Origin of the sequence: Hydrogenobacter sp. T-8 (assembly GCF_011006175.1) — a bacterium.
GTDB lineage: Bacteria > Aquificota > Aquificia > Aquificales > Aquificaceae > Pampinifervens > Pampinifervens florentissimum.
In genome coordinates this window covers 1,728,557-1,751,948 of record NZ_CP048795.1, presented here as the reverse complement: position 1 = coordinate 1,751,948, position 23,392 = coordinate 1,728,557, and the positions used below count along the sequence as shown (strand labels likewise).

The window sequence follows — 23,392 nt, the reverse complement described above, 5'->3', positions numbered from 1 at the left end:
CTCGGAATATTTTATTTATGTTTGACTACGCAGTAGTTGGTGGTGGTATAGGTGGTGTTTTGGCTTCCTCACTTCTCTCTCATATGGGAAAGGATGTTATTCTTTTTGAAACCCTTGACTATCTTGGGGGTTGTGCGGGGACTTTTCAGAGGAAGGGTTTTTATTACAATGTGGGTGCTGCTACCTTTGTGGGTGCGGAAGAAGAGCTTCCTGTGGGGAAAATAGCAAAGTACGTGGGTTTAGAGCTTCCCATAAAGCCTATAGACCCTGCCATGGTAATATATTTGGAGGATAAGACTATAAGAAGGTGGAGAGACAGAGAGCTTGCCCTTGAGGAGATATCAAAAGCCTTTCCAGAACTTAACCACAAAGCCTTTTGGAAGAGGGTATACGAAGTAAGCGATGCCATGTGGAGTATGTGGTGCGATAGTCTGCCTTATCCCAGCTTAACTTTGCCTTTTAGAAACCTTTCAAAGCATCCTATTAGCTTTCTTTCCACCCTTTTGTGTAATTTTTTTAGTGCCAAAAGGGTTGCGAAGGTATACCTTGGAAACTTTAACTCGGACTATGAGCTTTTTCTTACACATCACACTCTAATTACCGCGCAGGGCTTTTTGGAAGAGGTGCCTTTCTCTGTAGCCTCTTTGGGGCTTACCTATCCAAACCTAACAAACTATTATGTGATAGGCGGTATGGGGAAACTTCTTGACACCTTTGCCAAAAGGGTAAAAGTCATAAGCATGAAAACGAGGGTAAAATCCATAAGGAAAAAGCCTTGGGGTTTCCTTATAGAGACCAACAAGGGGCAATACGAGGCAAAAAGAGTTATTCTAAACACTACCCTGTGGAAGGCTGGAGACCTTATAGAAGAGCTTAGGGATTTTTCCGAAAGGGCAAAAAGGCGATACTCCAAGCTGTGGGGTGCTTTTACCATATACATGACGGTAGAGGGAGAGCTTCCAAAGGACTTTTCTCACCACCATTTTATACTTCTGAGAGAGCCTATACCCTACACGGGCAGTAGGTCTCTGTTTCTTTCTATCTCAGAGGAAGATGACCCAGTGCTTAGCAAGGAAAAAACCCGTAGTATTACCATATCTACCCACACAAGGCTTGAGCTATGGGAGGGGCTTTCAAAGGAAGAATACGAGGAAAGAAAGGAAAGGGCTACAGAGTATTGTCTTGAGCTAATCTATAAGCATCTGCCAGAGTTAAGGAGTTTGAAAAAACTTCAAGTCTTTGCTGGCACTCCAAAAACCTTTGAGAGATACACGGAAAGATATAGGGGTTCAGTGGGTGGAATACCCGTTATAAAGGAGAACTTTCCCTTTTCCTATCCCTCACCACTTACGCCTGTGGAGGGTGTCTATCTTGTGGGAGATACGGTCTTTCCGGGTCAAGGTTGGCCCGGCGTTAGCATGGGCGTCATAAACCTGCTAAAACTTATAGAAAGGGACTTTCAAATATGCTAAGGATTCGCCTAAGGGAGTGGTTATACATACTCTTACTCGCTTTCCTTCTTGGCTTTTCCATATCAGGCTTTGTAGCATCTTTGCACGGTCAAAACCTAATGCCAATGGCTTTTCTTGGACTACTTACCTCAGGCTACATATTTATCCTCTCCCTTATAACCACAGAGATAAACAACCGTTGGATTGTAAAGAAAATGCCAGAGTTTTTAAGAACACCCTTTAGCCTTTTGCTTGCCTTACTTTCTGGCTTTTTTGGTGCAATAGGTGGCTACCTTACCAATGAAACTTTTAGAATAGTGGACTTGCATCTTCCCATGAGCAAAGCCCTTAGCCTTTCCTTTTTCTTGGGAATTATGACCGCATCCCTTGGCTATCTTCTCTACAAGCTGGTCTCTTTGCAAAGAAGAGAAGAAGAAAACAAAAGGTTACTCCTTGAGGAGCACATAAGAAACTTAGAAAGTCAGATAAGCCCTCACTTTATGTTTAATACGTTGAACGCATTGGCGGAGCTTGTCTATCAAAACCCTCGCAAAGCGGAAGAAGCTATATTAGCCTTGGCAAGCCTCCTTAGAAAAAGCCTCTACTTTGAACCTCTTATAACCTTGCAGGAGGAGATAGACCTCCTCAAAGACTACTGGAAGGTCATAAGCCTTGCCTCCTCCTGAAGGGGTCTCCCCCGCCCCTCAGGAAACTTTCAAGACCCTTGAAGATGCCTACTTTTTGGGTTATGTGCCAAGGCCAGTGGCACTCCTTTGTGTGGGAGAAAACCCACTGGCAGTAGCTTGGCACATGCCCACAAACAAAGAGCCCTTTATGTATGCGGTAGCCATAGCAAGGGAAAACTACAGCCACAAGCTGGTCTTAGAGGGAAAAGATTTCACCGTAAACTTCCTCTCTGAAACCTACCTTGAAGACATCCTTACTGCAGGAAAATATCACGGAGACCAAACAGATAAATGGAAACTATTCAAGGAAATAAAACCTCTCAAAGCCCTGAAAGTAGACGCCTACATGGTGGAGCAATCCCTCCTTGTGTATGAATGCAAACAAGAAAGGCTTGTTGAGCTTCCAGACCATAGCCTGTTAATAGGCAGGGTGGAGCTAATAGTTCCTCATCCCATAGAAAAATATTCCACAGGATGAGGTTTCGCAGGCAAGGGGACTATAAGCTCCCTTGTGAACCGCAGGAGAACATTCCTCGCACCTACTATGTCCGCATCCCCCTCATACCCACACCGTAGGCACTTGAAATATTCTCCACTACGGTTCAACTTATCCTGATATCCACACTCAGGACAAGTCCTGCTTGTGTATTGTGGTGGAACTATGTGATATTGGACGCCAACTACCTCACATAGCTCCCTTATCCTCTTTAGAACATACCCATACAACCAGTGGTTAAACCTCCTGTTTACCACCCTACTCCATACTCCACTCTTGCCCTTCTTCAAATTCTTTAATCCTTCAAACACTGGAGAAAAACTGCCATCTATCACCTTCTTGAGTATCCTGTTTATCTCTGTCTTCAAATAGTGCTTTGCCCTTTTCCACCTTCTTGAACCTTGCTTCTTGGGTTCTATCCTCTTCTCTATTATCTCCCTTACCTCCTTGCCAAATACTTCCCCCTCTGAAGTGGCAATTAGCTTCCTATATCCTATATCTATACCCTTTGGCTTTTTCCTCTCTAACTTGACCCCTTTCTCAAAGATGAGCTTTATATACCACTTGCCATCCTTTTTCAAAAGTTCTATATCAGAACAGAGTTTCCAATCTCTGAAGTAATTGTTAGCATACTCATAGCTTTTGAAAGGGAAAGCAATCCATCTCTGGTTCTGAGTGTCTCTTAAGAAAAGCCAAAAGTCAAAGGAGTTTCTACCTTTCTCAATCATGTAAAATCTGTTATCAAGTTTTAAAACAGGCTTTTTTATCAAAGGTTTTTGAGGATTTTTACCTTTTTTAAGTTTTGAGAAAATACTTTTAAGGATTGCTTTTGCTTGTTCTAAAGCACAACCAAGATATCTCTTACTTAACCAAGTTTGGTATGGGTAGCTTTTAACATGTTTATAGGAAGGTAGTGTTTTAGTTTCATAGCCTACATCTACAAAGTATTGACAAGCCTTTTGATATTCGTGCCAGAGGTTTTCAAGGAAGTCTAACTTGCCTGTATTCGCAAAGTCCAGAGAAAAGAGCAGGCTTCTTTTGATGCTACCCTGCATAGCAGATTAAATTTTAATGTCAACCTTCATAAGTATCAAGAGGTATCTATATTTCTAAACTTCTACATATCCACATAGGTAAAGCCTACTTTTCAAAAAACACAAGGGCAAAAGCCTATATTTTATAGCTGATGAAGGGCGTATACAGGCTATCTGGCTTTTTCTTTTTGGGGCTTGGCACTCTCGGCATCTTTCTACCTATACTCCCCACCGTTCCCCTGTATCTTCTTGCCCTTATACTGCTTTCCAGAGCTTCCAAAAGGGACATAGTGAGGCTCAAAAGGATACCATTCATAGGTAAAAGGATATACCCATATATAAAAAGGTCTGTAAAATACCTAAGGTCATGGAATACACGATCGCAAAGTTTATCCACCTGATGGGCATCCTTATCTGGGCTGGAGCATCCTCCTCTCTTGGGCTCTTTATGCTCTACTCCATGAAAAGACCCACAGGTTGCAACCAAGACCTGCTTAGGAACTTCTACCGTTGGATGACGAACCTTGAAATAGCTGGCTTTGTGTTAGCTATAGTAATGGGTTTTTATATGCTTCATATCCTCAAGTATAAGTTTGACATAAACTGGCTAAACTACAAGCTACCTCTTGTTTTGGGTATCATACTACCCCTTGAGGTCATAAACTTTTGGCTTGTTAACTTCTACATACCTCGTTCAAAGGAAAAGCCAAAAGCCTATAAAAACTACGACCTGTTTACATACATAGTAGCCCTGCCACTTATAGCCATATCCCTAATAGTTATCTACCTTGCAGTAGCCAAACCATGAGAGCGGTGTATTTGTTCAAAAGAGACCTAAGAGCAAGGGATAACAGAGGGCTTGCCTATGCGTCAAAAAGACACAAGGAGATTGTCCCTTTCTTTATCTTTGACAAGGATATAATTAGAGATTTAAAGGTTGACAGAAAAAGGCTTGGTTACTTATACAAAGTCTTAGCCCTCCTGTCCTCACAGATAAAGGTTTACTGCATGCAAGGTAGCACAGAAGAAGTCTTAAAAGAAGTGTTTAAAACCGCTAAGCCAACCCATCTATACACCACAACGTCTTACAGCTGGAGTGGAAGAGAAAGGAACAAGGTCATAAAAAGTATTTGCCAAGCCTACGGTGTGGAATATGTGGAAGTTTTTGAAAACTTTCTTGTGAGACCAGAATCCATACCTCAAAAAAAGGTGTATACGCCCTTTTACACAGAATGGATAAAAAGAGTAGACCTTACGGAAGAAGACCCACAAGACTTTAAAGTGCCAGACCTACCATTGCCCACCTTAAAGGACTTAAACATAGACTTTGATAGTCTAGAACCCTTTCATCCAGAGGACTGTTTTGAAAGGTTAAGGAGCTTTCCCTTTGAAAGATACGAAGAGCTTAGGAACTATCCGGCGATAGATGGTTCTTCAAGGCTTTCTCCCTGCATAAGATTTGGAGTGCTATCCTTGAGAAGTATCTTTAAGATCGCACAGGGTAGAAGTGAGCAGTTTATAAAGGAGTTAGCATGGAGAGAGTTCTGGTATCACATAGCCTACAACTTTCCACAGACCAAAGACCTTGAGTTTCATGAAAAGAGAAGAAACATAAGATGGGAAAACAGGCAAGAATACCTACAGGCTTTCCTTGAGGCAAAAACGGGTTATCCCATAGTGGACGCAGGCATTAGACAACTAAAGGAAGAAAAGTGGCTTCATAACAGGATGAGGATGATAGTAGGTAGCTTCCTCACAAAGGTTTTGCTTATAGACTGGAGGATAGGAGAGGAGTTTTTCAAGGAATACCTTTTGGACTACGACGAGGTGGTAAACATAGGAAACTGGCAGTGGACCGCCTCTGTGGGTGCAGACCCCAAACCCTTTAGGCTTTTCAATCCCATACTTCAAGCCCAAAGGTATGACCCACAGTGTGAGTATATAAAAAGGTATATACCAGAGCTTTCAGACATACCCTGCGAAAAGCTACATGACCCTATAAGGTATGCACTACCCTACCACAAACCCATTGTAAATTACTACCAAAGGATAAGCATCGCAAAAGAGCTATACAGAGCCCTTTCTTGACTGTATAAACTACAAGCCTATATTTATACACGCTGTGGAGCTTATTATAAGCACTATAACGATTATAGGTGCGGTGGTTGGAGTTGGTGTGTTTTTGATGATGCATATAGATAAGAGACTGGATGCACTCCAAGCTGACATTCAAAGAGTTGATAAAAAGACGGATACCTATAGGCAGGAGCTTATGGAAGAGATAAACAGGCTTGAGGAGAAGATAGATAGAGTAGATGCAAAGGTAGATGCAAAAGTGGAAACTTCTAAACAGGAACTAAAGGAGGAAATACGTAAAGTAGACGCAAAGGTTGATAAGGTAGATGCAAAGGTTGATAAGGTAAAGCAGGAGCTTATGGAAGAAATAAAAAGACTTGAGGAGAAGATAGATAGAGTAGATGCAAAAGTAGATGTAAAAGTGGAAACTTCTAAACAGGAATTAAAGGAGGACATAAACAAACTTAGGGAGGAAATACAAAAGGTAGATGCAAAAGTAGACCTCACGCGTCAAGAACTTAAGGCTGAGATTATGGAAACTAACAGAAGAATAAGTCATGCGGAGGCAGAGTTAAAAGAGGACATAAGAGAGATAAGATTGGTTCTCTTTAAAATATTGGAAGTTCCACAAAAGGAAAGCTAAATATTTAGATAGTCCCTTAGTGCCTTTGCACCCTCTCTGCTTGTTTTTAGAGTTTCGTTGATATCTTTGAAAACTATCACATATTTGCTCTGTTCTACGCTCTTTAGCTCCTTTACCTTGTTTAGGTTAACGAGGTAAGACCTATGGACCCTAAAGAAGTTGTATGGTCTAAGCATATCCTCTATCTCGTAGAGCTTTTTGCTAAGTGGCAAAAGTCCTTCCTTTGTTCTTACGCTTACCTCGCCCATCTCCGCCTAAACGTAGTATATATCTTCTGGACTTAGAAACAGAACTTTATTCCCAATTCTTGCGGGTATTATAGGACGCTCCACCCTTATGAGATTAGACACTTGCTCAAAGTTGCTTTTCTTTTCCAGCACCTTATTTATAGCCTTGGCTAAATCTTCCTGAGAGTAGGGCTTTAAAAGGTAATCTACCGCAGATACTCTAAAGGCTTCAAGGGCATACTCGCCGTATGCGGTGGTAAAGATTATGTAAGGTTTTAGACCCATAGAGAGGACTTCCTTTGCCAAGTCTATACCAGTGCCATCGGGTAGCCTTATGTCAAGAAACAAAACCTCTGGCTTTTTTTCTTCTATTAGCTTTAGGGATTCTTCGTATGTGCCTGATTCTCCAACTACCTCAAGCCTGCCATCTTGACTTAACATCCTCTTTAGTCTTTGGACTGCCAAGGGTTCGTCTTCTACTATAAAGGCTCTCATGCGTTTCATATTCCTACCTTGTCTGTGTATTTGGTAGAGAATTTTTTACATTTTACTTAAAAGGAGGGCTCCCCCATACGGGAAGAGCCTTGAGCATTGCCATGCTGGGCTTAAAACTGATAAGATGCACTTACATAAAAGCTCCTTCCTGGTTCTGGGACCTTTACACCTGTAGCAAAGGGATTTCTTACATAAGAGAAATATTCAAAGTATTTTTTGTCAAAGAGGTTTTCCACCCCAGCATTTATGTTAAGACCCTTATAGCTTACCCCAGCCTTTAGATTAACTATAGCCCAGCCAGAGGTTTTTTGCTCTTTTAGGTCTGAGTCTACTTTGTTTTGAGTAGCAGACGCTACAGTTTCTGCCTCTACATACCATATACCAGTGTCGTATCTTAGACCTATCCTGCCTTTGAGCGGTGGTACCTCTGCCACATCCTTGTCGGTTATACCTATGGCTGGCTTTCTGTCTTTCCTACCTTCTACATAGCTGGCTCCGCCAACAAGGAAGAGATTGTTCCATACGTTGTATGTGGAGCTTAGTTCAAAGCCCCAAAAGCGTGCATCCGTGTTAGCGTAAGTCATAGCCCTACCATTAGCGGGTGCAACCATGGGCATGGGGTTCACCACAGGTTTATTGTTGACAGTTATATAGTCCTGCACATAGCTTACAAACACCGTTGCCTTTGTGAGAGATTTGGCACTTTGATGTTTTAGACCAAGGTCAAGCTCAAGGTTTTTGGAGGGTTTTAGGTTAGGATTGCCAACCCACGCACAGTAGAAGTTATTCTGTGCTGGATTACACATCATAGCCCTATTGAGGGCAAAATACCTTTCCTGTGGGTCTGGGACTCTTACCGCATAACCTACACCCGTAAACAGTTCAAGCTCTGATGTGAGGTTGTAAAAGAGTTGAACATTTCCAGAAGGATATGTGTCTGTTTTTGAGGTGCTTCTCGTATTGTGGTAGGCGTAGTATAGGTTTGTGTTTGCCTTTGAAGAATCCGCCTCGCTTTTTGTGTTGTCAAGCCTCAAACCTGCAACTAGCCTTAGGTTTTGAGTCAGGGATTTTTTATACTCTCCATACAAGCCTATGTTGGTTATATCTACATCGGGTATTATAAACTGCTTGCCATAAGTGCCAGCCATCTGATTCCACATGTAGTTTACCGCATCCCAGTTTCTCTTGTAGGCTTCAAGCCCCAAAGTGAAGTCAGCAACCTTTGCCTCTATCCTTCCGCCATAGGTTTTTGTTTGAGCATCCGTAGCCATAGAGTAAGGTCCTGATGGATTTCCCATAAAGGTTCTATACCTGTTATCCATCCAGTGGTCTACCTTCGTATAGTAAAACTGAAAGTCAAGAGATTTAAGCAGGTCTGATATCTTTCCTACCTTATAATTCAGGTTAAACCTATCCGTTTTGTCGTATACCGCATCCATCATAAGGGCTGGATATAGCACATGCCTTGCATCCTGCCTTGTATAACCCACTTCAAACTCGTGGTTTTCTAAGGGCTTAAAGCCAAACTTAGTCCAGTAGGTGTTTATCTCAAAGGCTTTGGAGTTTATGTATTGTGGTCTGTAGTTTGCATACTCTGTTATCCTTTTACCATCTCCGTCCTTGTAGGGCTTGGAATACTTATAAGAATATCCCGCAAGTCCGTAGAACTTCTCATCCTTGTAGGAGATAACAGGTGAAAAGTTTCTAAAATCAAAAGAACCAACAGTGGCGTTGAGTCTTAGCCTAAAGCCCTGCTCTGGCTTTTTGGTAACTATGTTTACAAGACCACCCAGTGAACCTTGATGTCTTATATCAAAGGGTCCCTTTACTACATCTATCCTCTCCACCTCAGAAAAGTCCACATGAAAGGCAGGCGGGTCCATCCTATTGGGACACGCACCGTGAACCTCGGTGTCGTCAATAAGCACGTTTATGTTGTCCCTTTGAAAAGCCCTTATGACCACATCGTTGGCAATTCCAGCCTTTCTGAATTTGTGAAGCCCATAAATTTTTGTTAGTGCCTCACCTACATCCTTTGCAAAGGATTCTCTCACCTCTCTTATTTCAAGGCTATCTCTAAAGGTCTCCCTTTTGCCCTTTACCTCAACCTCCTTTAGCAACACCTCCTGTGCAAAGGCTGGAAAGCTAAGAACCGCCCCTAAAAGAAGTGCCTTCTTCATGTCTTACCTCCTTACCAAGATATAATTCTCACTCTTTCCTCAGAAAGTAGCCCAAAAACCATGTCAGGCTTGCCAAACTCTGCACCCTTTACAAGCTCTTTGACCCCTAACGCGTTGGCACAGTGCGGACATACATAAACTTTTCCACCCTTTGAGATAAATTCCTGAAGCATCTTGCTTGCCTGAGAGGGTTTTGCTTTTGCGTCCGCAAGCCTTACGCCCTCAGAGTTAAGCCAAATTATAGTTGGATTACCCCTTTCAAGAGATACGGTGGCAAACCTTATAGCCATAACCGCAGAGGGTGCCTTGTCCCTTGTTAGGTTAACTACTACGGTTATGTTATCCTGAGCCTGAGTGTGATGTTGATGCATGTGTCCCTCGTGAGCCCATGAAGGCATACCTGCAAAGGGCATAAGTCCGAGCACCGCTGTTAATATAAGGTGTTTCATTCTCATGATTTTACCTCCAATTTAGCGTTATAATTAACATTATAGACCATATTATGACCTTTATCAAGTTTGAGAAAAGTTAGCGATTACTTATAGACCTTTCTCCTAAAGAGGTCTTTGGGAGAAACAAGTCTTTCAATAAAAACTTTACCATCAAGGTGGTCTATTTCATGTTGGATGACCACTGCTTCAAAGCCCTCTGTATCAAACTCCACAAGGTTTCCCCTTTGGTCAAGGGCCCTCACCCTTATCCAATAATGCCTTTTCACATTGCCTGTGTAGTCTGGCACGCTTAGGCAACCCTCTCTTACAACAAGCTCGCCGTCATGCTGGATTATCTCAGGATTTATTAACACCATCAGCCCATGGCTTAGCTTGTTTTCCTTATGCTTAGAGTTAGATGTATCCACCACTATTATCCTCTTGTGAACCCCCACCTGCGGAGATGCTATGCCCACGCATCCAGGAGAGGTTTTCATAGTGTATATAAGGTCTTCAATGAAGCTCTCAAGACTCTTGTCAAAGGAAACTACCTCAAGGGAAGGGGTTTTTAGTCTTTCATCTGGGTAGGTTATTATGGTTAGCCTTCTCATAGCCTTTCCTCTTCCTCCCTCTCCGCGCTTATGTCAACACCCAACAAGTCCTTTAACTTCTCAAGCTCAAGTCTCAAGATACCCTCTACATCCTCTCGCCCTTCCGCTTCTATAACCATCACATATAGGTTTCCCCTCTTTTCCGTTCTAAGGTCGCTTATATTTAAGCCAAGGCTTGCAAGGACTGAAGATACCTCATAGACTATCCCAGGCTTGTCAGAGCCAAAGACCACAATCCTATAAATAGCTTCCGCCTTAGGATATACCACTTCCTCTAACTCCCTACACACCATAAAAAGCTCGTATTCCTGCCCTACCTCTTGAAGGTTTTGGAGTATATCCTCTGCGTTTATATCCCTGTCAGAAGCCACTATAAGCATTATGGTAAACTCACCGTTGAGCCTTGTCATTGAAGAATCTTCAAGGTTTAAGCCCATCCCATATAAGGCTCTTGAAACTCCCGCCACTATGCCCGGTCTGTCCTTGCCAAATATGGAGAGGATAAAAAACTTCATGCTAAGATTTTAATATGGACCAGCTGGATTTTCACATATCACAGGTGGCAAAAATCCTCGGTCTTGCACAGCCTATGGGTTTTATGCTCTCTTACGAGTTTGGGGACATATGGATAGACATATACCTTGAGAAGAGCTACGAGGGCTGGGCTGGCAGGACCTACACCATAAGCGTTCCAAAGGAAAAGGCAGATAGGTTAAAAAGACTAGTGGAAAGTATTGGAGGCATGCAGGAGGATGTGATGTCTGACTCTGAGAGGGCTTATGTGAGCCTCACATACGAGGATTGGGAATCTGCAAGCCCTGTTATAATGAGTTTACTATGAAGGTGGGTTTTATAGGGCTCGGAAACCTTGGAAGGGCAATAGTGAAAAGGCTCGTGAAGCAAGGCGTTGAGGTTTTGCTCTGGAACAGGACAAAGGAAAAAGCCCTTGAGCTGGGGCTTCCTGTAGCTGAAAGCCCTGCAGACCTCATAAAACAGGTGGATAGGGTCTTTCTAATAGTCTTTGACTCAAGCGCCTCGGAGGAGGTCATATTTGGAAAGGGCGGTCTTGTAGAGGGCGGTGTGGAGGGCAAAACCATAGTGGATATGACTACAAACCATTACGGCTATGCCCGTATGGCTTACGAGGAGCTTAGAAAATTGGGAGCTTACTACCTTGATGCCCCTATTTTGGGCAGTGTGATACCTGCTGAGAGGGGTGAGCTTACGGTTCTCGTGGGTGGCGATAGACAGAGGTTTGAGGAAAACAAGCCTATCTTTGAAAAGTTCTGCAGAAATATCTTCTATGTGGGCGAGGCTGGAGATGCCAGCAAGCTAAAGCTCATAAACAATATGGTGCTTGGTGGTTTTATGCAGGTGCTTTCTGAAGCCATAGCCATCGGGGAGCTGGCTGGTTTTAGCAGGGAGCAGGTTATAGAGGTGCTTGAGAGCGGTGCGGGAAAGTCCTATCTTTTGGAAGTGAAAAAAAAGAAGCTCCTTGAGAGCGATTATTCCGTTCACTTCTCTGTAGACCTTATACACAAAGACCTGCACTATGCGGAAGATATGGTAAAGGGCTTGGGGGCTTTTAGCTTTAGCCTTCAAAATGTCAAGAACGCATACGCCCTCGCAAAATATTTAGGCATGGGGGGCGAGGACTTTTCGGTCCTCGTAGAGCTATACAAAAGGCTTAAAGCTCAAAGTCTTTCAGATACTTAGCCCTTGCGGGATGTCTTAGCTTTCTTATTGCCTTCGTCTCAAGCTGACGAATCCTTTCCCTTGTTACGTTAAACATCTTGCCTATCTGCTCGAGGGTATACTCTATGCCGTCCACAAGCCCATACCTATACATGAGAATTTCCTTTTCCTTCTCACCAAGGGTGCTTAGCACCTTTATGAGCTGTTCTCTGAGAAGTTTTCTTGAAACCTGCTCCTCGGGCGATGGGACACTCTTGTCTTCTATAAAGTCTTTCAGATGGGTTTCTTCGTCGTCTCCTATAGGTGTTTCAAGAGATACGGGTTCTTGGGATACTCTCATCACCTTTCTTGCCTTTTCTGGTGATATACCAAGATACTTAGCTATTTCCTCTGCGGTTGGCTCTCTACCAAGCTCTTGGAAGAGCTTTTTGTGTGCCTTTGTTATGTCGTTTATGGTTTCTATCATGTGAACAGGTATGCGTATGGTTCTTGCTTGGTCTGCTATAGCCCTCGTTATTGCCTGACGAATCCACCAGGTGGCATAGGTAGAAAACTTGTAACCTTTTCTGTAGTCGTATTTATCCACTGCCTTCATAAGCCCTATGTTGCCCTCTTGAATAAGGTCAAGGAAGTGAAGACCTCTGTTCACATACTTTTTGGCTATGGAAACTACAAGTCTGAGGTTGCATTTTACCATCACCTGTTTTGCTTGAGTGACCTTTGTCCTGCCTTCTCTTATTATGTGTATGACCCTTTGAAGCTCCTCTGGGAGAATGCCCATTTCGCGCCTAAGGTCTTCTATTTCTCTCTTGAGGGTAAGATATTCATCTCTAAGCATCTGAAACCTTGCAAAGCCATAACCTGCCCTCTCTGCTTTTTTCTGTAGAGTTTCGTCTTGGTCGTAATTCCGCACGAGCTCTTCTATGTCTGGGTGTATGCCTTCTAACTTTTTCTTCCTTACCTCAAACTCCTTTAGCTTCCGTGTGTATCTGTTGTATAGGTTTAAAAGCTCATCCGCAATTCGTTCAAACTTGGAATGCTTGAGTTTCATATCTTTGAGGATTCTGTTCATCTTAGCATGTCTTCTTAGATATTCCTTTTTGTATTCTGGCGTTGCGTAGAAAAGGTAGGAATCTCTCCAATAGAGGGCTTCTTTGTATGCCTTTGCCAACTCAAAACCCTTTTCTATGAAGTATCTTTCTAAATGCTCGTGGCTTTCTTCGTATTCTTCTATGGTCTTACTGTCATCTACCGTATCCATAAGGTCTGTAGCCTTTAGCTTGCCATTGCATACCTCTCCCCAATCTCTCAAAACTCTGTCAATGAGAAAAGAGGTTCTTAAAAGCCCCCTTCTCATTACCTTTCTTCCCATCTCTATCTGCTTTGCATACATTATCTCCTCTTCCCTTTTGAGGAGAGGTATCTTACCCATGTCTTTAAGATAAAGCCTTACCGGGTCCCCATCTTTACCCGTAAGGAGTAAGCTCTCGGTGGAAACGGTAAAGGCATCTTCCTTTTCCATCTCCTCCACAGACTCTTCTGTTTCCACTATCTTTACTCCTCTCTCCTGAAGAAAGTCCATTATCTCTTCGTAGAGCTCCGTATCCACAAGCTCAGGTCCAAGAAGCTCGTTGATTTCGTCGTAGGTTACATAGCCCTTTTCACTTACATCAATTAGCTTTTTCATGAGCTGTTTGTATATCATCCAAAACCTCCTGTATGTATAATCCTTTTGGATATTATGCATTCCACGAGATTTAGAGGTTGACATACTATGCAGTGTGATCTACTGCCCTTATCAAAGTTTCTAACTTCTGACCCCATAACTTTCTAAAATATATTTACCCTTCTCCTCTCTGGCAACCTAAATTATGGTGAATATGTCCTCTATGCTTCTCCTTGGTGTCGGTATTGGTTCTTCCGCTGGGTATCCAACTGTAAGGATAGCTATGGGCTTCCACTCCCTGGGTGTGGAAAGGGAGGCTTTTAGTCCCGCTTCTTCAAAAGCACCCACCCAACAGGTGCCTAATCCAAGTGCTACCGCAGAAAGCTGAGCGTAGGCACAGGCTATGGTAGCATCTTGTATGCAGTAGAGCTCCGTACCCCTTTTGCCATACTTTACCGCACTTCTTGAAGGATTGGCAAAGAAGACAAAGACCGCAGGAGCTTCCGCTATAAACCATTGGCTCAGAGCCCAGCGGGCAACCTCTGTCTTTTTAACTTCATCAAGAACCACCAACACCTCATAAGCCTGAAGATTCCCCGCAGAGGGTGCACTCCTTACCGCATCCATTATAGCCCTTATCTTTTCTTCTTCAACAGGTCTTTTCTGGTAGCTTCTTATGGAATGTCGTTTTCTTAGAACCTCAAAGAACTCCATCTTTCAAAAGCTCCTCTACTTCTGAGTCTTCCACCTGCCTGAAGTCTCTATAGAACATGCCAACCGCAAAGCTACCGCTCTCGGAGGTATGGAGACAATAGACCTCATCCGCATGTTCTTTTAGCTTCCTCATGCTTTCCAACGGACATACAGGCACAGCCACTAAGACCCTTTTTGTACCTTTTCTTTTTAGATATTCCACTCCAGCTATAACCGTCTGCCCTGTAGCAATCCCATCATCCACTACAAGAACCGATTTATCCCTTACATCCAGTTCCTTACCCTTTAAAAACTTTTCTTCCCTTTCCCTTATCTTTTTTAGCTCCTCCTCCGCCACTCTCTTTATTTCCTCCTGGGAAAGCCTAAAATATTCTATGGTCCATCTGTCCGTGTATATGCGACCTTCTGGGTCTATGGCTCCAAAGGCTAGCTCGGGATTTGAAGGAACCCCGAGCTTTCTCACTATTAGAAGGCTCATGGACACATGGAGAACCTTTGAAACCTCTTTTGCCACTACAACACCACCTCTTGGAATACCAAGAACTAAGTCAACCTCAAGACCCTGAGTCTTGAGATGCTCTCCAAGCAACTTACCTGCTTCTTCCCTGTTTGCAAAAACCACCATATAATTTTAAACTATGGCAAAGCACAGAAAAGCCAAAGTAAAATTAGAACATCACCTCTTAGAGGGCTTGGAGGAGTATTTAGAAAGACTATCTCGCATGGACTGTGTGAAATCCATAATACCTGGGAGGATAAGCAGGCAAAACGGAGGGAGAGGTTCAAAGGGGCTTTTTCTAAAATACAGAACCAATTCAGGTTACAAGCTCCTGTATAAGATGGGTACGTCCGTGCAAGAAGTTTTTGTGGTTTGCGAAGACCCACAAGACTTTGAAAAAGTCTTTAGGGAGAGTATGACACTATGAGGACTTTGACCCTGCTTCTGTTTTTCATAAACCTTTTGATGGCTCAGGAGGTAAGGGTCTCCGCTATAGTGCAGGGTAAAGTAGAGAAGGTTTTTGTAAGGGAAGGTCAGAGGGTGGAAAAGGGAGAAGTGCTCGTGCGGATAGACCCCATTCTTTACACAACTCAGAAAGATACCCTACAGGCTCAGGTCAACTCTCAGAAGGTGACCCTTGAGAAAGTGGAGAGGGATTTCAAAAGGTATGAAGAGCTTTTTAACAGAGGGCTTCTTTCAAGGAGCGAATACGAAGACTGGAAAAGCAAATATGAAAAAGAGCTTGCACAGTACGAAGCCCTCAAGGCTCAGCTCCAGAGAACAGAAAGACTTATAGAATATTGCAGTATAGCGTCTCCTGTGAGGGGTGTGGTAAAGAGGCTTTTTGTGAGAGAAGGTGTTTTTATAAACGGTAGTCTCAGCCCCGAGGTGCTCCTTATAATTGAAGAGAAGTAGCTATTTGACCACTTCCCATTCAGTTATGAGGTGACTACCTCTTCTGAAGTGAGACCTGAGCCTAAGATGGAGTAGGTTCTTTAAGCTCTTAAAGCCCTCACCACCCACGAGAGTAGGAACATTTTCTCCACCCACTATCACTGGCAGGTGTATGAGCCTTATCTCATCTACAAAGCCTCTTCTGATAAACTCCCAGTTAATAGAAGCACCGCCTTCCACCATAAGGCTCCTTATCCCTCTCTCATAGAGAATAGGCATAAGCCTTTCAAAGTCCACAAGGTCTTCCCCCACAACAAGCACCTCCGCACCCTTTGACCTTATTTTCTGTAGCTTCTCCTCTGGGGCTCTTTTGGTGGTAACTATTATGGTTGGTGCATCCTTTGAGAAAATGTTGGCATCCAGCGGTACGTTGGCTGTGGAGCAGGGTATTATTCTTGTAGGGTTTTGTCCTTCCACATACCTAACGGTCAAGCTGGGGTTGTCGGTCCTAACTGTTTCACACCCTACCATTATGCCGTCCACCTTTGCCCTTATTTCGTGTAGATACCTATAGGCTTCTTGGTCCATTAGCGTCATTAACTCCTTACTGGAGGCGCCCCTGTATAGGGTTAGCTTTCCGTCCACACTCACCTCAGAGACGATTATCACGTAAGGTCTCATTCGTATTCCCTCCCATAGTGCTTATACAGGTATAGGATTCTTAAGAGCAAGGAAGCCATAGTGAGCACCGCTATGAGCTTTATTCCAAACTCAAGACCGAGGGGTGCATGAAACCTTTCCAGGATCGTAAAGATAATGAGCGTAATGTGAGTTTCTGGTCTTCCAAAAAAGCCCACACCTTCAAGGGGATCTCTTATCTTGCCCTTGACCTTTTCTTCGTAGCCTATTTCTGCGTATACCACGGGCTTTATAAAGGAGTGGAGCATGGATGCGGTCACCACGGTTATTGCGGTAAGGGGTCCTGCGTAAAAGTATCCCACAGTTCCCAATACAAAGCCATCCACCCACTTGTCCGCAAGCCAGTCAAAAACCGCTCCAAACTTTGACGCTCTATCTGAAAGCCTTGCCACCATACCATCCGCAAGGTCAAAGAGACCAGAAAGCAAAAGAAGGCTCGCAGCGGTGAGAAACTTCCCGTAATAGAAGGCATAGGCGGAAGCCATTCCGAGGGCAACAGACAGAAGGGTTATAAAGTTTGGAGGAAGGTGAAGCTTATAGAGGGCAACACCCACTGGTTGATAGACCTTCCTAAGGCTTTCCCTTTTCTTTGTGAGGTTCATTTAAGCTCCTTTCCTGTAATCCAAGGCATCATGCGTCTTAATTCTTCACCTACCTTTTCTATAAGATGATGCCTGTCCCTTTCAAGCAAGGCATTAAAGACTGGTCTTCCTGCTTGGTTTTCCAAAATCCACTCTCTGGCAAACTCTCCCTTCTGTATCTCCTCCAATATACCCTTCATGAGAGGCTTGACCACATTGTATATCCTGTCTCCTCTTGTCACATCTCCATACTTGGCGGTGTCAGAGATAGAGTATCTCATACCTGCTATTCCATATTGGTATATGAGGTCTACGATGAGCTTTAATTCATGGAGGCATTCAAAGTAAGCTACCTCTGGCTGATATCCAGCCTCTACAAGGGTTTCAAAGCCTGCCTTTATAAGTGCAGTAACTCCACCACACAAAACTGACTGTTCTCCGAAGAGGTCTGTTTCCGTTTCTTCCTTAAAAGTAGTCTCTATAACACCAGCTCTTGTAGCACCAAGAGCCTTTGCGTATGCAAGGGCTTTTTCCTTGCAGGTGCCAGAGGCATCTTGATAGACCGCAATGAGAGCTGGAACTCCCTTGCCTTCTTCATACATCCACCTTACAAGATGTCCTGGACCCTTTGGTGCCACCATAAACACGTCCACATCCCTTGGTGGGACTATCTGTCTGAAATGTATGTTGAACCCATGAGCAAAGGCAAGGCTCTTTGAGCTGTCAAGAAAGGGCTCAACGCTCTCTTTGTATAGCTGAGGCTGAACTGTATCTGGGGTTAGGAACATTATTATGTCCGCCTCTTGGGTTGCTCTCTCTGGTGGCAAAACAGGAAAGCCATCCGCTATAGCCTTTGCTTTAGACCTACTGCCCTCATAGAGACCTATAACCACCCTTATACCGCTGTCTCTGAGGTTGAGTGCATGGGCATGCCCTTGGCTTCCATAACCAAGTATGGCAACAGTTTTTCCAATCAATGGCTCAAGGCTTGCATCTTGGTCGTAATAAACCTTTGCCATCCTTATCCTCCAGAACTTTTAAGAGATTATACACTACTTTTCAAACCTGAAAAAGACAGAAAGGTAATCCCTGCCTATCTTGCACCTGCTTATAAGGAGCTTGTCTCTAAATTGCCTTGGTATTTTCTCATAGGTGTCGGTAAGCACCACAGCCTTCATCACATCTATACCCAGGTATTCACCTTCCCTGCTAAAGCCCTCCAACTTCTGCACTTGCTCAAGTCCATCCCTTGAAAGCATCTTAAAGAAAGCCCACTGTCTTGAGGTTTCTCTGTCCTTCCTCACGGTGCAGTCCGCATCCGAAAGCCTTATCTCTTGGCTCTTGCTCATAAAAAGCACCTTTTTCCTTGTGAGTATCCTGAGTATGCCATCCCTTATGTCAAAGTTAAGGTCGGGGTAAGCCTTGCCAAGCTCCTCTCCGGTAAGCCTTATTTCAAGCTCCGCATCTATCAAATTGCCAAAGTTCAAAAGGTCTTCAATAAATATACCCATGTGTATAAAATATATTTACAAAGGGAAGAAATGAACAAGTGTGAACTTTATTCAAAGATAACGAGGGGACTACCTCTCAATGATAATGAAGTCAAATTGCTCGGGGAGATAATAAGGGAGGAGTTGAAGTTTCTTGTGAGAAATAACATATTGCCCACACCAAGAAACTACGAAAGGTGGTTTTTGGTCTTTTGTCATCTGCTTGAAAAGGGTAAACTCCCTCCAGATGCGGAGATTGTGGAGGTATATCAGACCATATACAAAGATGAAAAGATAAGCGATGTGAAGTTTGATGTGGAATTGACCCTTGAGGTGCTGGGCAAGCTAATGGAGGAATTCCATAGGCTTATAAAGGAACACAAGGACTATGCGGATAAGAAGGAAGAGGAGCTGTCCCACATTGAAAAGAAAGCCATTGAAAGCGAGCTTACACCACTGATACTGGAACTCCTTATGCACATAAGGGACATAAAAGCTCAGAATGAAAGGTTCCTTAAGAGGATAGAGGAACAACAACATATGATAGAGGAACTTAAGGAAAGACTGGAACAAGCGGAAACAGAGGCGAATATAGACTATCTTACAAACACCTTCAACAGGCGGTCCTTTGAAAGGGCACTTAGGGAATCTTTTGAGGAGTATAAAAAAAGACAAGCCATATTTTCCCTTGTCCTTATTGACCTTGATGGATTCAAAAGGGTAAACGACCTCTATGGACATTCCGCTGGGGATTTGGTGCTTAGACGCATAGCCCTCTTACTGAGGCAAAACCTTAGGGCTAAGGATATACTAGCGAGGTGGGGAGGTGATGAGTTTGCTGTGCTTATGCCAGGGACGAGAAGGGAGCAGGCAATAGCTGTAGCGGAAAGGCTTAAAAAGGCTGTAGAGGACTTAGAAGTAGTTGTTGAGGGTGAAAAGGTTAGTTTATCCTTTAGCTACGGAGTGGTTGAGTCAGAGGACAGGTTTTCCAGCCTGGAAGAGATGATAAAAGAGGCGGACTACCTTATGTATCATCAAAAGAAAAGCAAAAACTCATAAGTTTTTCCTTATCTCCCTCTTGTATGCCCAGTAAAAGATTAGAGCCCTGAGGGTAGTTTCAATACTCATGAACACCCAAGGGACTATTGGGCTTGGTAGCAATTTCAGAAATATCATAGAGGGGATTATTCTAAAGAGCCAAAAAGAAGATAAGTTTACCACAAGGGGTATGTGGGTTTTACCCATACCTTTTAGAGAGCCTGAGAATATGCTGGCGTAAGCCATCTGGGGTTGAGAGAGGGCTACTATAACAAGATAGTAAACCGCATAGCTTATAACCTCTTTGTCTCTTGTAAATATGAGGGAAAAATACTGAGGAAATAGGGCTATCAGAAGTCCTATTAAACCCATTATAAGGGCGGTGGTATGGGCACTAACTCTCACACCGTAGTCAAGTCCCTTAAAGTTCTTTGCTCCGTAGTTCTGTCCTGCTAAGGTGGTGGAAGCTATCATCATACCAAACCCTATCATAAAAGAAACGCTCTCTACTCTTAGTCCTATTTGATGCGCTGCAAGAACCTTATCCCCAAACTGGGCAACAAGACCTACAAAGATGTTAAAAGAAAGGCTTGTAAAAGCCCTCTCTATGGCGGTGGGCGTTCCTATGCGGAGCATTTGAAGGAGTATGTCTCCTCTCAAGCTCAGCTTAATGGGAAAGGGCTTTCTGTGCTTTGCATAAAGGTAGACATAAAAGGCAAGACCCACTACTTCCGATAAGGCTATACCCCAGCCTGCACCTGCAACTTCAAGTCTTGGAAAGCCAAACTTACCATATATGAGAAGGTAAGCGGAGCCTATATTGACCACATTCATAAGAAGGGCAACCTTGAAGGGTGTTTTTGTGTCTCCGTATCCGTTATAGCCTGCATATATGGCGTTGGTGATAAAGCCAATGGTTATAAAGAGAAATACAGGTTCTAAATATTCTCTTGCAAGGTTTACCACATTTTGAGATGCTCCAAAGGTAAGCATAAGGTAGGAAACCAAGTCCTTACCCCAGAAGGTAAGAGGGAGTGCTATTAGGAAGGAAAGAATAATGCCCCAGAGGAGTGCAGGTGATGGGTCTTTGCCAGCTCCAACCCTTTGGGCTACAAGCACAGATGTCCCTGTATAGGCAAGAGCCATAAGGGAGTATATGAACCAGAGCATGCTGGCGGAATACCCAACTGCAGCGACCGCAGAGGCGGATAGTCCAGAAACCAAAATTACAGAGAAGGCACTCTCTACTGTGTATAGCAAGTTTGACAAAATTATGGGGAATGCCAGCTTTAGAACTTTACGTGCGACCTTTAACTTACCTTCTGAAGGGTCTATGAGCACTCTGTTATGGGACATAGGCTCTCATTACCTGCATGGTTTTTTCGTAGCCAAGCTTATATAGCTCATCCGCTTTCAAAAGGCTAAGGGGTGAATAAGAGTATAGTTCAGGCTCTATTAAAACATTACATAGCTCCTTTCTTTTGTCTGCGTTAGACCTAACCGCCAAAAGGAAACTCCGCACAAGAACTTGAAAGATATTTCCCACCTTTTCCAGTGGCGTATTTGGGTTCACATCAACACCCACGAGCAACCCTTCCATTCCAAGAAGAGGTTCAACAGGTAAGTTGTTGGTTATGCCACCATCTACGAGAAGGTAATTCTTATACCTTATAGGTTCAAATATGCCAGGTAAAGCACAGCTACCTAACAAAACTGGAAACAGGCTTCCACTTTTAAAATACAAGGTTTTACCACTCTTGAGGTCTACCGCACCGATAAAGAGCCTTTTCTTTAACCCTTCTATACTGTCTGTAGAAAGCATATTCCTAAGATACTTTTCCGCATCCCTAAGGGATATTAGCCCAAGCCTTGGCACAGTGGGTCTAAGATATCTGAGCCAGTCCTTTGACTTTACAACCCTTAGCATTTCTTCTGGAGTGTATCCATCGCAGTAAAAGGCACCCACCAAAGCTCCAGCACTTACACCGCTCACCGCAGATATCTCAAAACCCAGCTCCTCAAGAGCCTTTATTACGCCTATATGTGCTATGCCACGAGATGCTCCACCAGAAAGTGCAAGGTTAACCTTCATGTATTAAAAGGATAGTGCAAAAACAGGCAATCCCGTCTTCTCTACAAAACCCTTCTCTTGTCTTTCCCTTTATTGAAATGTTCTCCGGTGCTATTTCCAGCATCCTTGAGAGGTTTTCCTTTATGGCATCCTTGTAAGGTGCTATCTTAGGTTTGTCCGCCACAATAACACAGTCAAGGTTTATAAGGCGATAACCTTTTTGCCTCATTCTATTTATAGCCTCTTGGAGAAAAACCTTAGAATCCGCCTTTTTCCACCTTGGGTCCTTATCGGAGAATATCTGCCCTATGTCGGGTTCACCCAATGCACCAAGTATGGCGTCAGTTATAGCGTGGAGCAAAACATCTGCGTCTGAATGTCCCTTTAGTCCAAGAGGGAAATCAATAACTACACCACCGAGCTTTAATGGTTTGCCTTCTTCAAAGGCATGTGAGTCAAAACCAAGTCCTATTCTTATGTTCATCGGTTAAGGAACTGCATAAAGTAGAAGATAAGCCAACCCGTCACAGCTACGTATATCCAGACAAAAGCAGTTATGGGGGCAATTTTCCTGTGCCTTTCAAACAATCCCTTAAAGGCATACCTCAGGGTTATAACCGCAAGAGGAAAGTTCACTATGGCAAGAGCGGTATGAGACCAGAGAATAAAAAGAAACAGCCCTCTGTAGGGACCCTCATACTTTCCAACAGGCACGAGCCCTTGAGCCTGAAGAACGTTCCTAAGGATATATAGGAGGACAAATATAAGGGCAAACACTGAGGCGGTTATCATAGCCTTTTTGTGAGCTTCTCTTTTGCCAGACTTTATGAGAAATATACCAAGAACTATGGCAACTCCACTTACAGATATGGTAAGCATACTCAAAAGAGTTATAAAAGTGGTAAGCATGGTTTCTATTATACAACCACTTGGTGCTTTCTTCAGCTTATGTTAAAATCTTAGCATGTTTCATATAGAGCTAAATGGTAAGAACGCCCTTATAACAGGCTCTACTCGTGGAATAGGAAAAGCCATAGCCCAGTATTTTGCAAAGGCAGGTGCAAGGGTAATAATAACAGGGAGAGACCAAGGTAGGGCGGAAGAGGTAGCAAAGGAAATAGCACAAACTTACGGTGTAGAAACCCTTGGTGTTGCCATGGATATGTCCGAAAAGGACTCCATAACCTCTGCCTACGAAAGGATAGAGTCCCTTTTTGGTGGAGTAGACATACTCGTAAACAACGCAGGCATAACAAAGGATAAGCTCTTTTTGAGAATGTCCCTTGAGGACTGGGAAGAAGTCCTTAGAGTAAACCTTACTGGAACTTTTCTTATAACCTCCCTTGCGGTAAAGGGTATGCTTAAGAAAAGATGGGGTAGGATAGTAAACATATCCTCTGTGGTAGGCTTTACGGGTAACATAGGGCAGGTAAATTACTCCTCAACAAAATCTGCCCTTATTGGATTTACCAAAAGCCTCGCCAAGGAGCTGGCAAGCAGGAACATAACTGTCAATGCGGTAGCACCAGGCTTTATAGAAACGGATATGACTTCAGTGTTAAGCGATGAGCTAAAGCAAGCCTATCTAAGGAACATACCACTTGGTAGGTTTGGAAAGCCAGAGGATGTGGCGGGCGCGGTGGTGTTTCTGTGTTCAGACTATGCCAGCTATATTACCGGTGAAGTTCTGCATGTAAATGGTGGTATGTATTAAC

The 23,392-nt window shown here is 43.5% G+C and carries 31 protein-coding genes; 13 read left to right on the top strand and 18 right to left on the bottom strand.

All coding sequences use genetic code 11. The annotated features are described in order from the left end of the window. Positions 1-17 precede the first annotated feature (17 nt). The 3 genes from G3M65_RS10100 to G3M65_RS10090 are packed head-to-tail and all read left to right on the top strand — an operon-like array spanning position 18 to position 2,615. Positions 18-1,472 carry a phytoene desaturase family protein gene (locus G3M65_RS10100; protein ID WP_173834549.1) on the top strand — a complete coding sequence of 485 codons (1,455 nt, stop codon included), beginning with the start codon at positions 18-20 and terminating at the stop codon, positions 1,470-1,472. Beyond that, positions 1,466-2,137: a histidine kinase gene (locus tag G3M65_RS10095; protein WP_173834547.1), complete on the top strand. Its 672-nt coding sequence runs from the start codon at positions 1,466-1,468 to the stop codon at positions 2,135-2,137. The genes G3M65_RS10100 and G3M65_RS10095 overlap by 7 nt, the downstream gene beginning before the upstream one ends. Then, positions 2,124-2,615 carry a flavin reductase family protein gene (locus G3M65_RS10090; protein WP_173834545.1) on the top strand — a complete coding sequence of 164 codons (492 nt, stop codon included), beginning with the start codon at positions 2,124-2,126 and terminating at the stop codon, positions 2,613-2,615. The genes G3M65_RS10095 and G3M65_RS10090 overlap by 14 nt, the downstream gene beginning before the upstream one ends. On the opposite strand, the gene G3M65_RS10085 is transcribed toward G3M65_RS10090, so the two are convergent. Next, positions 2,585-3,688, bottom strand: coding sequence for an RNA-guided endonuclease InsQ/TnpB family protein (locus tag G3M65_RS10085; protein ID WP_173834543.1), 1,104 nt, complete (start codon positions 3,686-3,688; stop codon positions 2,585-2,587). The genes G3M65_RS10090 and G3M65_RS10085 overlap by 31 nt on opposite strands. A gap of 131 nt (positions 3,689-3,819) precedes the next feature. Between G3M65_RS10085 and G3M65_RS10080 the strand changes: the two genes are divergently transcribed. Genes G3M65_RS10080 through G3M65_RS10065 form a run of 4 tightly spaced genes read left to right on the top strand, consistent with a single transcriptional unit; the run spans position 3,820 to position 6,386 of the window. Further along, on the top strand, positions 3,820-4,068 hold the full coding sequence (locus G3M65_RS10080; protein WP_173834541.1) for a DUF454 family protein: 249 nt from the start codon (positions 3,820-3,822) through the stop codon (positions 4,066-4,068). After that, positions 4,035-4,475, top strand: coding sequence for a hypothetical protein (locus G3M65_RS10075; RefSeq protein WP_173834538.1), 441 nt, complete (start codon positions 4,035-4,037; stop codon positions 4,473-4,475). The genes G3M65_RS10080 and G3M65_RS10075 overlap by 34 nt, the downstream gene beginning before the upstream one ends. Then, entirely contained in the window at positions 4,472-5,755 is a 1,284-nt protein-coding gene (locus G3M65_RS10070) for a cryptochrome/photolyase family protein (RefSeq protein WP_173834536.1), read from the top strand. The genes G3M65_RS10075 and G3M65_RS10070 overlap by 4 nt, the downstream gene beginning before the upstream one ends. A 34-nt stretch (positions 5,756-5,789) precedes the next feature. Beyond that, positions 5,790-6,386: a hypothetical protein gene (locus G3M65_RS10065; protein WP_173834534.1), complete on the top strand. Its 597-nt coding sequence runs from the start codon at positions 5,790-5,792 to the stop codon at positions 6,384-6,386. Here G3M65_RS10065 and G3M65_RS10560 read toward each other — a convergent pair. The 6 genes from G3M65_RS10560 to G3M65_RS10040 all read right to left on the bottom strand — a co-directional run bounded on the left by G3M65_RS10560 (position 6,383) and on the right by G3M65_RS10040 (position 10,845). Continuing rightward, positions 6,383-6,634 (bottom strand): LytTR family DNA-binding domain-containing protein, encoded by a 252-nt coding sequence (locus G3M65_RS10560; RefSeq protein WP_254426276.1) that lies wholly within the window; start codon positions 6,632-6,634, stop codon positions 6,383-6,385. The two genes, G3M65_RS10065 and G3M65_RS10560, sit on opposite strands and share 4 nt — an antisense overlap. A gap of 6 nt (positions 6,635-6,640) precedes the next feature. After that, positions 6,641-7,117, bottom strand: coding sequence for a LytR/AlgR family response regulator transcription factor (locus tag G3M65_RS10555; protein ID WP_254426275.1), 477 nt, complete (start codon positions 7,115-7,117; stop codon positions 6,641-6,643). A gap of 101 nt (positions 7,118-7,218) precedes the next feature. Continuing rightward, positions 7,219-9,288, bottom strand: a complete 2,070-nt coding sequence (locus tag G3M65_RS10055; RefSeq protein ID WP_173834532.1) for a TonB-dependent receptor domain-containing protein — start codon at positions 9,286-9,288, stop codon at positions 7,219-7,221. A gap of 11 nt (positions 9,289-9,299) precedes the next feature. After that, positions 9,300-9,743, bottom strand: coding sequence for a DsrE family protein (locus tag G3M65_RS10050; protein ID WP_173834529.1), 444 nt, complete (start codon positions 9,741-9,743; stop codon positions 9,300-9,302). 80 nt (positions 9,744-9,823) lie between these two features. Next, entirely contained in the window at positions 9,824-10,330 is a 507-nt protein-coding gene (def, locus tag G3M65_RS10045) for a peptide deformylase (protein ID WP_173834527.1), read from the bottom strand. Beyond that, positions 10,327-10,845 carry a glycine cleavage system transcriptional repressor gene (locus tag G3M65_RS10040; RefSeq protein ID WP_173834525.1) on the bottom strand — a complete coding sequence of 173 codons (519 nt, stop codon included), beginning with the start codon at positions 10,843-10,845 and terminating at the stop codon, positions 10,327-10,329. Before G3M65_RS10040 ends, def begins: the two co-directional genes overlap by 4 nt. Before the next feature lie 14 nt (positions 10,846-10,859). Here G3M65_RS10040 and G3M65_RS10035 point away from each other — a divergent pair, with 14 nt between their 5' ends. Beyond that, positions 10,860-11,171 (top strand): hypothetical protein, encoded by a 312-nt coding sequence (locus tag G3M65_RS10035; protein ID WP_173834523.1) that lies wholly within the window; start codon positions 10,860-10,862, stop codon positions 11,169-11,171. Then, a complete protein-coding gene (locus G3M65_RS10030) occupies positions 11,168-12,046 on the top strand; it encodes an NAD(P)-dependent oxidoreductase (RefSeq protein ID WP_173834521.1) in 879 nt (292 codons plus the stop codon). Before G3M65_RS10035 ends, G3M65_RS10030 begins: the two co-directional genes overlap by 4 nt. Here G3M65_RS10030 and rpoD read toward each other — a convergent pair. The 3 genes from rpoD to G3M65_RS10015 form a co-directional block, all read right to left on the bottom strand. Next, positions 12,018-13,730, bottom strand: a complete 1,713-nt coding sequence (gene rpoD / locus G3M65_RS10025; RefSeq protein ID WP_173834519.1) for an RNA polymerase sigma factor RpoD — start codon at positions 13,728-13,730, stop codon at positions 12,018-12,020. The genes G3M65_RS10030 and rpoD overlap by 29 nt on opposite strands. A 159-nt stretch (positions 13,731-13,889) precedes the next feature. Continuing rightward, a complete protein-coding gene (locus G3M65_RS10020; protein WP_173834517.1) occupies positions 13,890-14,405 on the bottom strand; it encodes a nitroreductase family protein in 516 nt (171 codons plus the stop codon). Next, complete coding sequence (locus tag G3M65_RS10015) at positions 14,392-15,030, bottom strand: phosphoribosyltransferase (protein ID WP_254426274.1); 639 nt, start codon at positions 15,028-15,030, stop codon at positions 14,392-14,394. The genes G3M65_RS10020 and G3M65_RS10015 overlap by 14 nt, the downstream gene beginning before the upstream one ends. Before the next feature lie 13 nt (positions 15,031-15,043). Between G3M65_RS10015 and G3M65_RS10010 the strand changes: the two genes are divergently transcribed. Both G3M65_RS10010 and G3M65_RS10005 read left to right on the top strand, forming a co-directional pair. Next, complete coding sequence (locus tag G3M65_RS10010) at positions 15,044-15,331, top strand: DUF2103 domain-containing protein (RefSeq protein ID WP_173834515.1); 288 nt, start codon at positions 15,044-15,046, stop codon at positions 15,329-15,331. Beyond that, entirely contained in the window at positions 15,328-15,819 is a 492-nt protein-coding gene (locus G3M65_RS10005; RefSeq protein ID WP_173834512.1) for an efflux RND transporter periplasmic adaptor subunit, read from the top strand. The genes G3M65_RS10010 and G3M65_RS10005 overlap by 4 nt, the downstream gene beginning before the upstream one ends. On the opposite strand, the gene G3M65_RS10000 is transcribed toward G3M65_RS10005, so the two are convergent. From G3M65_RS10000 to G3M65_RS09985, 4 genes are read right to left on the bottom strand one after another with little or no spacing between them, the layout of a single operon-like run. Continuing rightward, positions 15,820-16,479, bottom strand: coding sequence for a 2,5-diamino-6-(ribosylamino)-4(3H)-pyrimidinone 5'-phosphate reductase (locus tag G3M65_RS10000; RefSeq protein ID WP_173834510.1), 660 nt, complete (start codon positions 16,477-16,479; stop codon positions 15,820-15,822). Beyond that, entirely contained in the window at positions 16,476-17,099 is a 624-nt protein-coding gene (locus G3M65_RS09995; RefSeq protein WP_173834508.1) for a CDP-alcohol phosphatidyltransferase family protein, read from the bottom strand. The genes G3M65_RS10000 and G3M65_RS09995 overlap by 4 nt, the downstream gene beginning before the upstream one ends. After that, a complete protein-coding gene (ilvC, locus tag G3M65_RS09990) occupies positions 17,096-18,097 on the bottom strand; it encodes a ketol-acid reductoisomerase (protein WP_173834506.1) in 1,002 nt (333 codons plus the stop codon). Before ilvC ends, G3M65_RS09995 begins: the two co-directional genes overlap by 4 nt. A gap of 33 nt (positions 18,098-18,130) precedes the next feature. Beyond that, on the bottom strand, positions 18,131-18,589 hold the full coding sequence (locus G3M65_RS09985; RefSeq protein WP_173834504.1) for a hypothetical protein: 459 nt from the start codon (positions 18,587-18,589) through the stop codon (positions 18,131-18,133). Positions 18,590-18,619: 30 nt separating this feature from the next. On the opposite strand from G3M65_RS09985, the gene G3M65_RS09980 reads away from it, so the two are divergent. Next, on the top strand, positions 18,620-19,627 hold the full coding sequence (locus tag G3M65_RS09980) for a GGDEF domain-containing protein (protein ID WP_173834502.1): 1,008 nt from the start codon (positions 18,620-18,622) through the stop codon (positions 19,625-19,627). On the opposite strand, the gene G3M65_RS09975 is transcribed toward G3M65_RS09980, so the two are convergent. From G3M65_RS09975 to G3M65_RS09960, 4 genes are read right to left on the bottom strand one after another with little or no spacing between them, the layout of a single operon-like run. Beyond that, entirely contained in the window at positions 19,622-20,962 is a 1,341-nt protein-coding gene (locus G3M65_RS09975) for an MATE family efflux transporter (RefSeq protein WP_173834500.1), read from the bottom strand. The two genes, G3M65_RS09980 and G3M65_RS09975, sit on opposite strands and share 6 nt — an antisense overlap. Further along, complete coding sequence (locus G3M65_RS09970) at positions 20,952-21,698, bottom strand: patatin-like phospholipase family protein (RefSeq protein WP_173834498.1); 747 nt, start codon at positions 21,696-21,698, stop codon at positions 20,952-20,954. Before G3M65_RS09970 ends, G3M65_RS09975 begins: the two co-directional genes overlap by 11 nt. Next, entirely contained in the window at positions 21,688-22,161 is a 474-nt protein-coding gene (gene ispF / locus G3M65_RS09965; RefSeq protein ID WP_173834496.1) for a 2-C-methyl-D-erythritol 2,4-cyclodiphosphate synthase, read from the bottom strand. Before ispF ends, G3M65_RS09970 begins: the two co-directional genes overlap by 11 nt. Continuing rightward, positions 22,158-22,586, bottom strand: coding sequence for a DUF420 domain-containing protein (locus G3M65_RS09960; protein WP_173834493.1), 429 nt, complete (start codon positions 22,584-22,586; stop codon positions 22,158-22,160). Before G3M65_RS09960 ends, ispF begins: the two co-directional genes overlap by 4 nt. 55 nt (positions 22,587-22,641) lie before the next feature. Between G3M65_RS09960 and fabG the strand changes: the two genes are divergently transcribed. After that, entirely contained in the window at positions 22,642-23,391 is a 750-nt protein-coding gene (gene fabG / locus G3M65_RS09955) for a 3-oxoacyl-[acyl-carrier-protein] reductase (protein ID WP_173834491.1), read from the top strand. The last annotated feature ends 1 nt before the right edge of the window (position 23,392 follow it).

Bases quoted from the DNA above. Each gene is read 5' to 3' on its own strand.
- G3M65_RS10100 (WP_173834549.1), top strand. From the start codon at position 18: ATGTTTGACTACGCAGTAGTTGGTGGTGGTATAGGTGGTGTTTTGGCT.
- G3M65_RS10095 (WP_173834547.1), top strand. From the start codon at position 1,466: ATGCTAAGGATTCGCCTAAGGGAGTGGTTATACATACTCTTACTCGCT.
- G3M65_RS10085 (WP_173834543.1), bottom strand. From the start codon at position 3,688: ATGCAGGGTAGCATCAAAAGAAGCCTGCTCTTTTCTCTGGACTTTGCG.
- G3M65_RS10080 (WP_173834541.1), top strand. From the start codon at position 3,820: ATGAAGGGCGTATACAGGCTATCTGGCTTTTTCTTTTTGGGGCTTGGC.
- G3M65_RS10075 (WP_173834538.1), top strand. From the start codon at position 4,035: ATGGAATACACGATCGCAAAGTTTATCCACCTGATGGGCATCCTTATC.
- G3M65_RS10070 (WP_173834536.1), top strand. From the start codon at position 4,472: ATGAGAGCGGTGTATTTGTTCAAAAGAGACCTAAGAGCAAGGGATAAC.
- G3M65_RS10560 (WP_254426276.1), bottom strand. From the start codon at position 6,634: ATGGGCGAGGTAAGCGTAAGAACAAAGGAAGGACTTTTGCCACTTAGC.
- G3M65_RS10555 (WP_254426275.1), bottom strand. From the start codon at position 7,117: ATGAAACGCATGAGAGCCTTTATAGTAGAAGACGAACCCTTGGCAGTC.
- G3M65_RS10055 (WP_173834532.1), bottom strand. From the start codon at position 9,288: ATGAAGAAGGCACTTCTTTTAGGGGCGGTTCTTAGCTTTCCAGCCTTT.
- G3M65_RS10050 (WP_173834529.1), bottom strand. From the start codon at position 9,743: ATGAGAATGAAACACCTTATATTAACAGCGGTGCTCGGACTTATGCCC.
- def (WP_173834527.1), bottom strand. From the start codon at position 10,330: ATGAGAAGGCTAACCATAATAACCTACCCAGATGAAAGACTAAAAACC.
- G3M65_RS10040 (WP_173834525.1), bottom strand. From the start codon at position 10,845: ATGAAGTTTTTTATCCTCTCCATATTTGGCAAGGACAGACCGGGCATA.
- G3M65_RS10035 (WP_173834523.1), top strand. From the start codon at position 10,860: ATGGACCAGCTGGATTTTCACATATCACAGGTGGCAAAAATCCTCGGT.
- G3M65_RS10030 (WP_173834521.1), top strand. From the start codon at position 11,168: ATGAAGGTGGGTTTTATAGGGCTCGGAAACCTTGGAAGGGCAATAGTG.
- rpoD (WP_173834519.1), bottom strand. From the start codon at position 13,730: ATGATATACAAACAGCTCATGAAAAAGCTAATTGATGTAAGTGAAAAG.
- G3M65_RS10020 (WP_173834517.1), bottom strand. From the start codon at position 14,405: ATGGAGTTCTTTGAGGTTCTAAGAAAACGACATTCCATAAGAAGCTAC.
- G3M65_RS10015 (WP_254426274.1), bottom strand. From the start codon at position 15,030: ATGGTGGTTTTTGCAAACAGGGAAGAAGCAGGTAAGTTGCTTGGAGAG.
- G3M65_RS10010 (WP_173834515.1), top strand. From the start codon at position 15,044: ATGGCAAAGCACAGAAAAGCCAAAGTAAAATTAGAACATCACCTCTTA.
- G3M65_RS10005 (WP_173834512.1), top strand. From the start codon at position 15,328: ATGAGGACTTTGACCCTGCTTCTGTTTTTCATAAACCTTTTGATGGCT.
- G3M65_RS10000 (WP_173834510.1), bottom strand. From the start codon at position 16,479: ATGAGACCTTACGTGATAATCGTCTCTGAGGTGAGTGTGGACGGAAAG.
- G3M65_RS09995 (WP_173834508.1), bottom strand. From the start codon at position 17,099: ATGAACCTCACAAAGAAAAGGGAAAGCCTTAGGAAGGTCTATCAACCA.
- ilvC (WP_173834506.1), bottom strand. From the start codon at position 18,097: ATGGCAAAGGTTTATTACGACCAAGATGCAAGCCTTGAGCCATTGATT.
- G3M65_RS09985 (WP_173834504.1), bottom strand. From the start codon at position 18,589: ATGGGTATATTTATTGAAGACCTTTTGAACTTTGGCAATTTGATAGAT.
- G3M65_RS09980 (WP_173834502.1), top strand. From the start codon at position 18,620: ATGAACAAGTGTGAACTTTATTCAAAGATAACGAGGGGACTACCTCTC.
- G3M65_RS09975 (WP_173834500.1), bottom strand. From the start codon at position 20,962: ATGTCCCATAACAGAGTGCTCATAGACCCTTCAGAAGGTAAGTTAAAG.
- G3M65_RS09970 (WP_173834498.1), bottom strand. From the start codon at position 21,698: ATGAAGGTTAACCTTGCACTTTCTGGTGGAGCATCTCGTGGCATAGCA.
- ispF (WP_173834496.1), bottom strand. From the start codon at position 22,161: ATGAACATAAGAATAGGACTTGGTTTTGACTCACATGCCTTTGAAGAA.
- G3M65_RS09960 (WP_173834493.1), bottom strand. From the start codon at position 22,586: ATGCTTACCACTTTTATAACTCTTTTGAGTATGCTTACCATATCTGTA.
- fabG (WP_173834491.1), top strand. From the start codon at position 22,642: ATGTTTCATATAGAGCTAAATGGTAAGAACGCCCTTATAACAGGCTCT.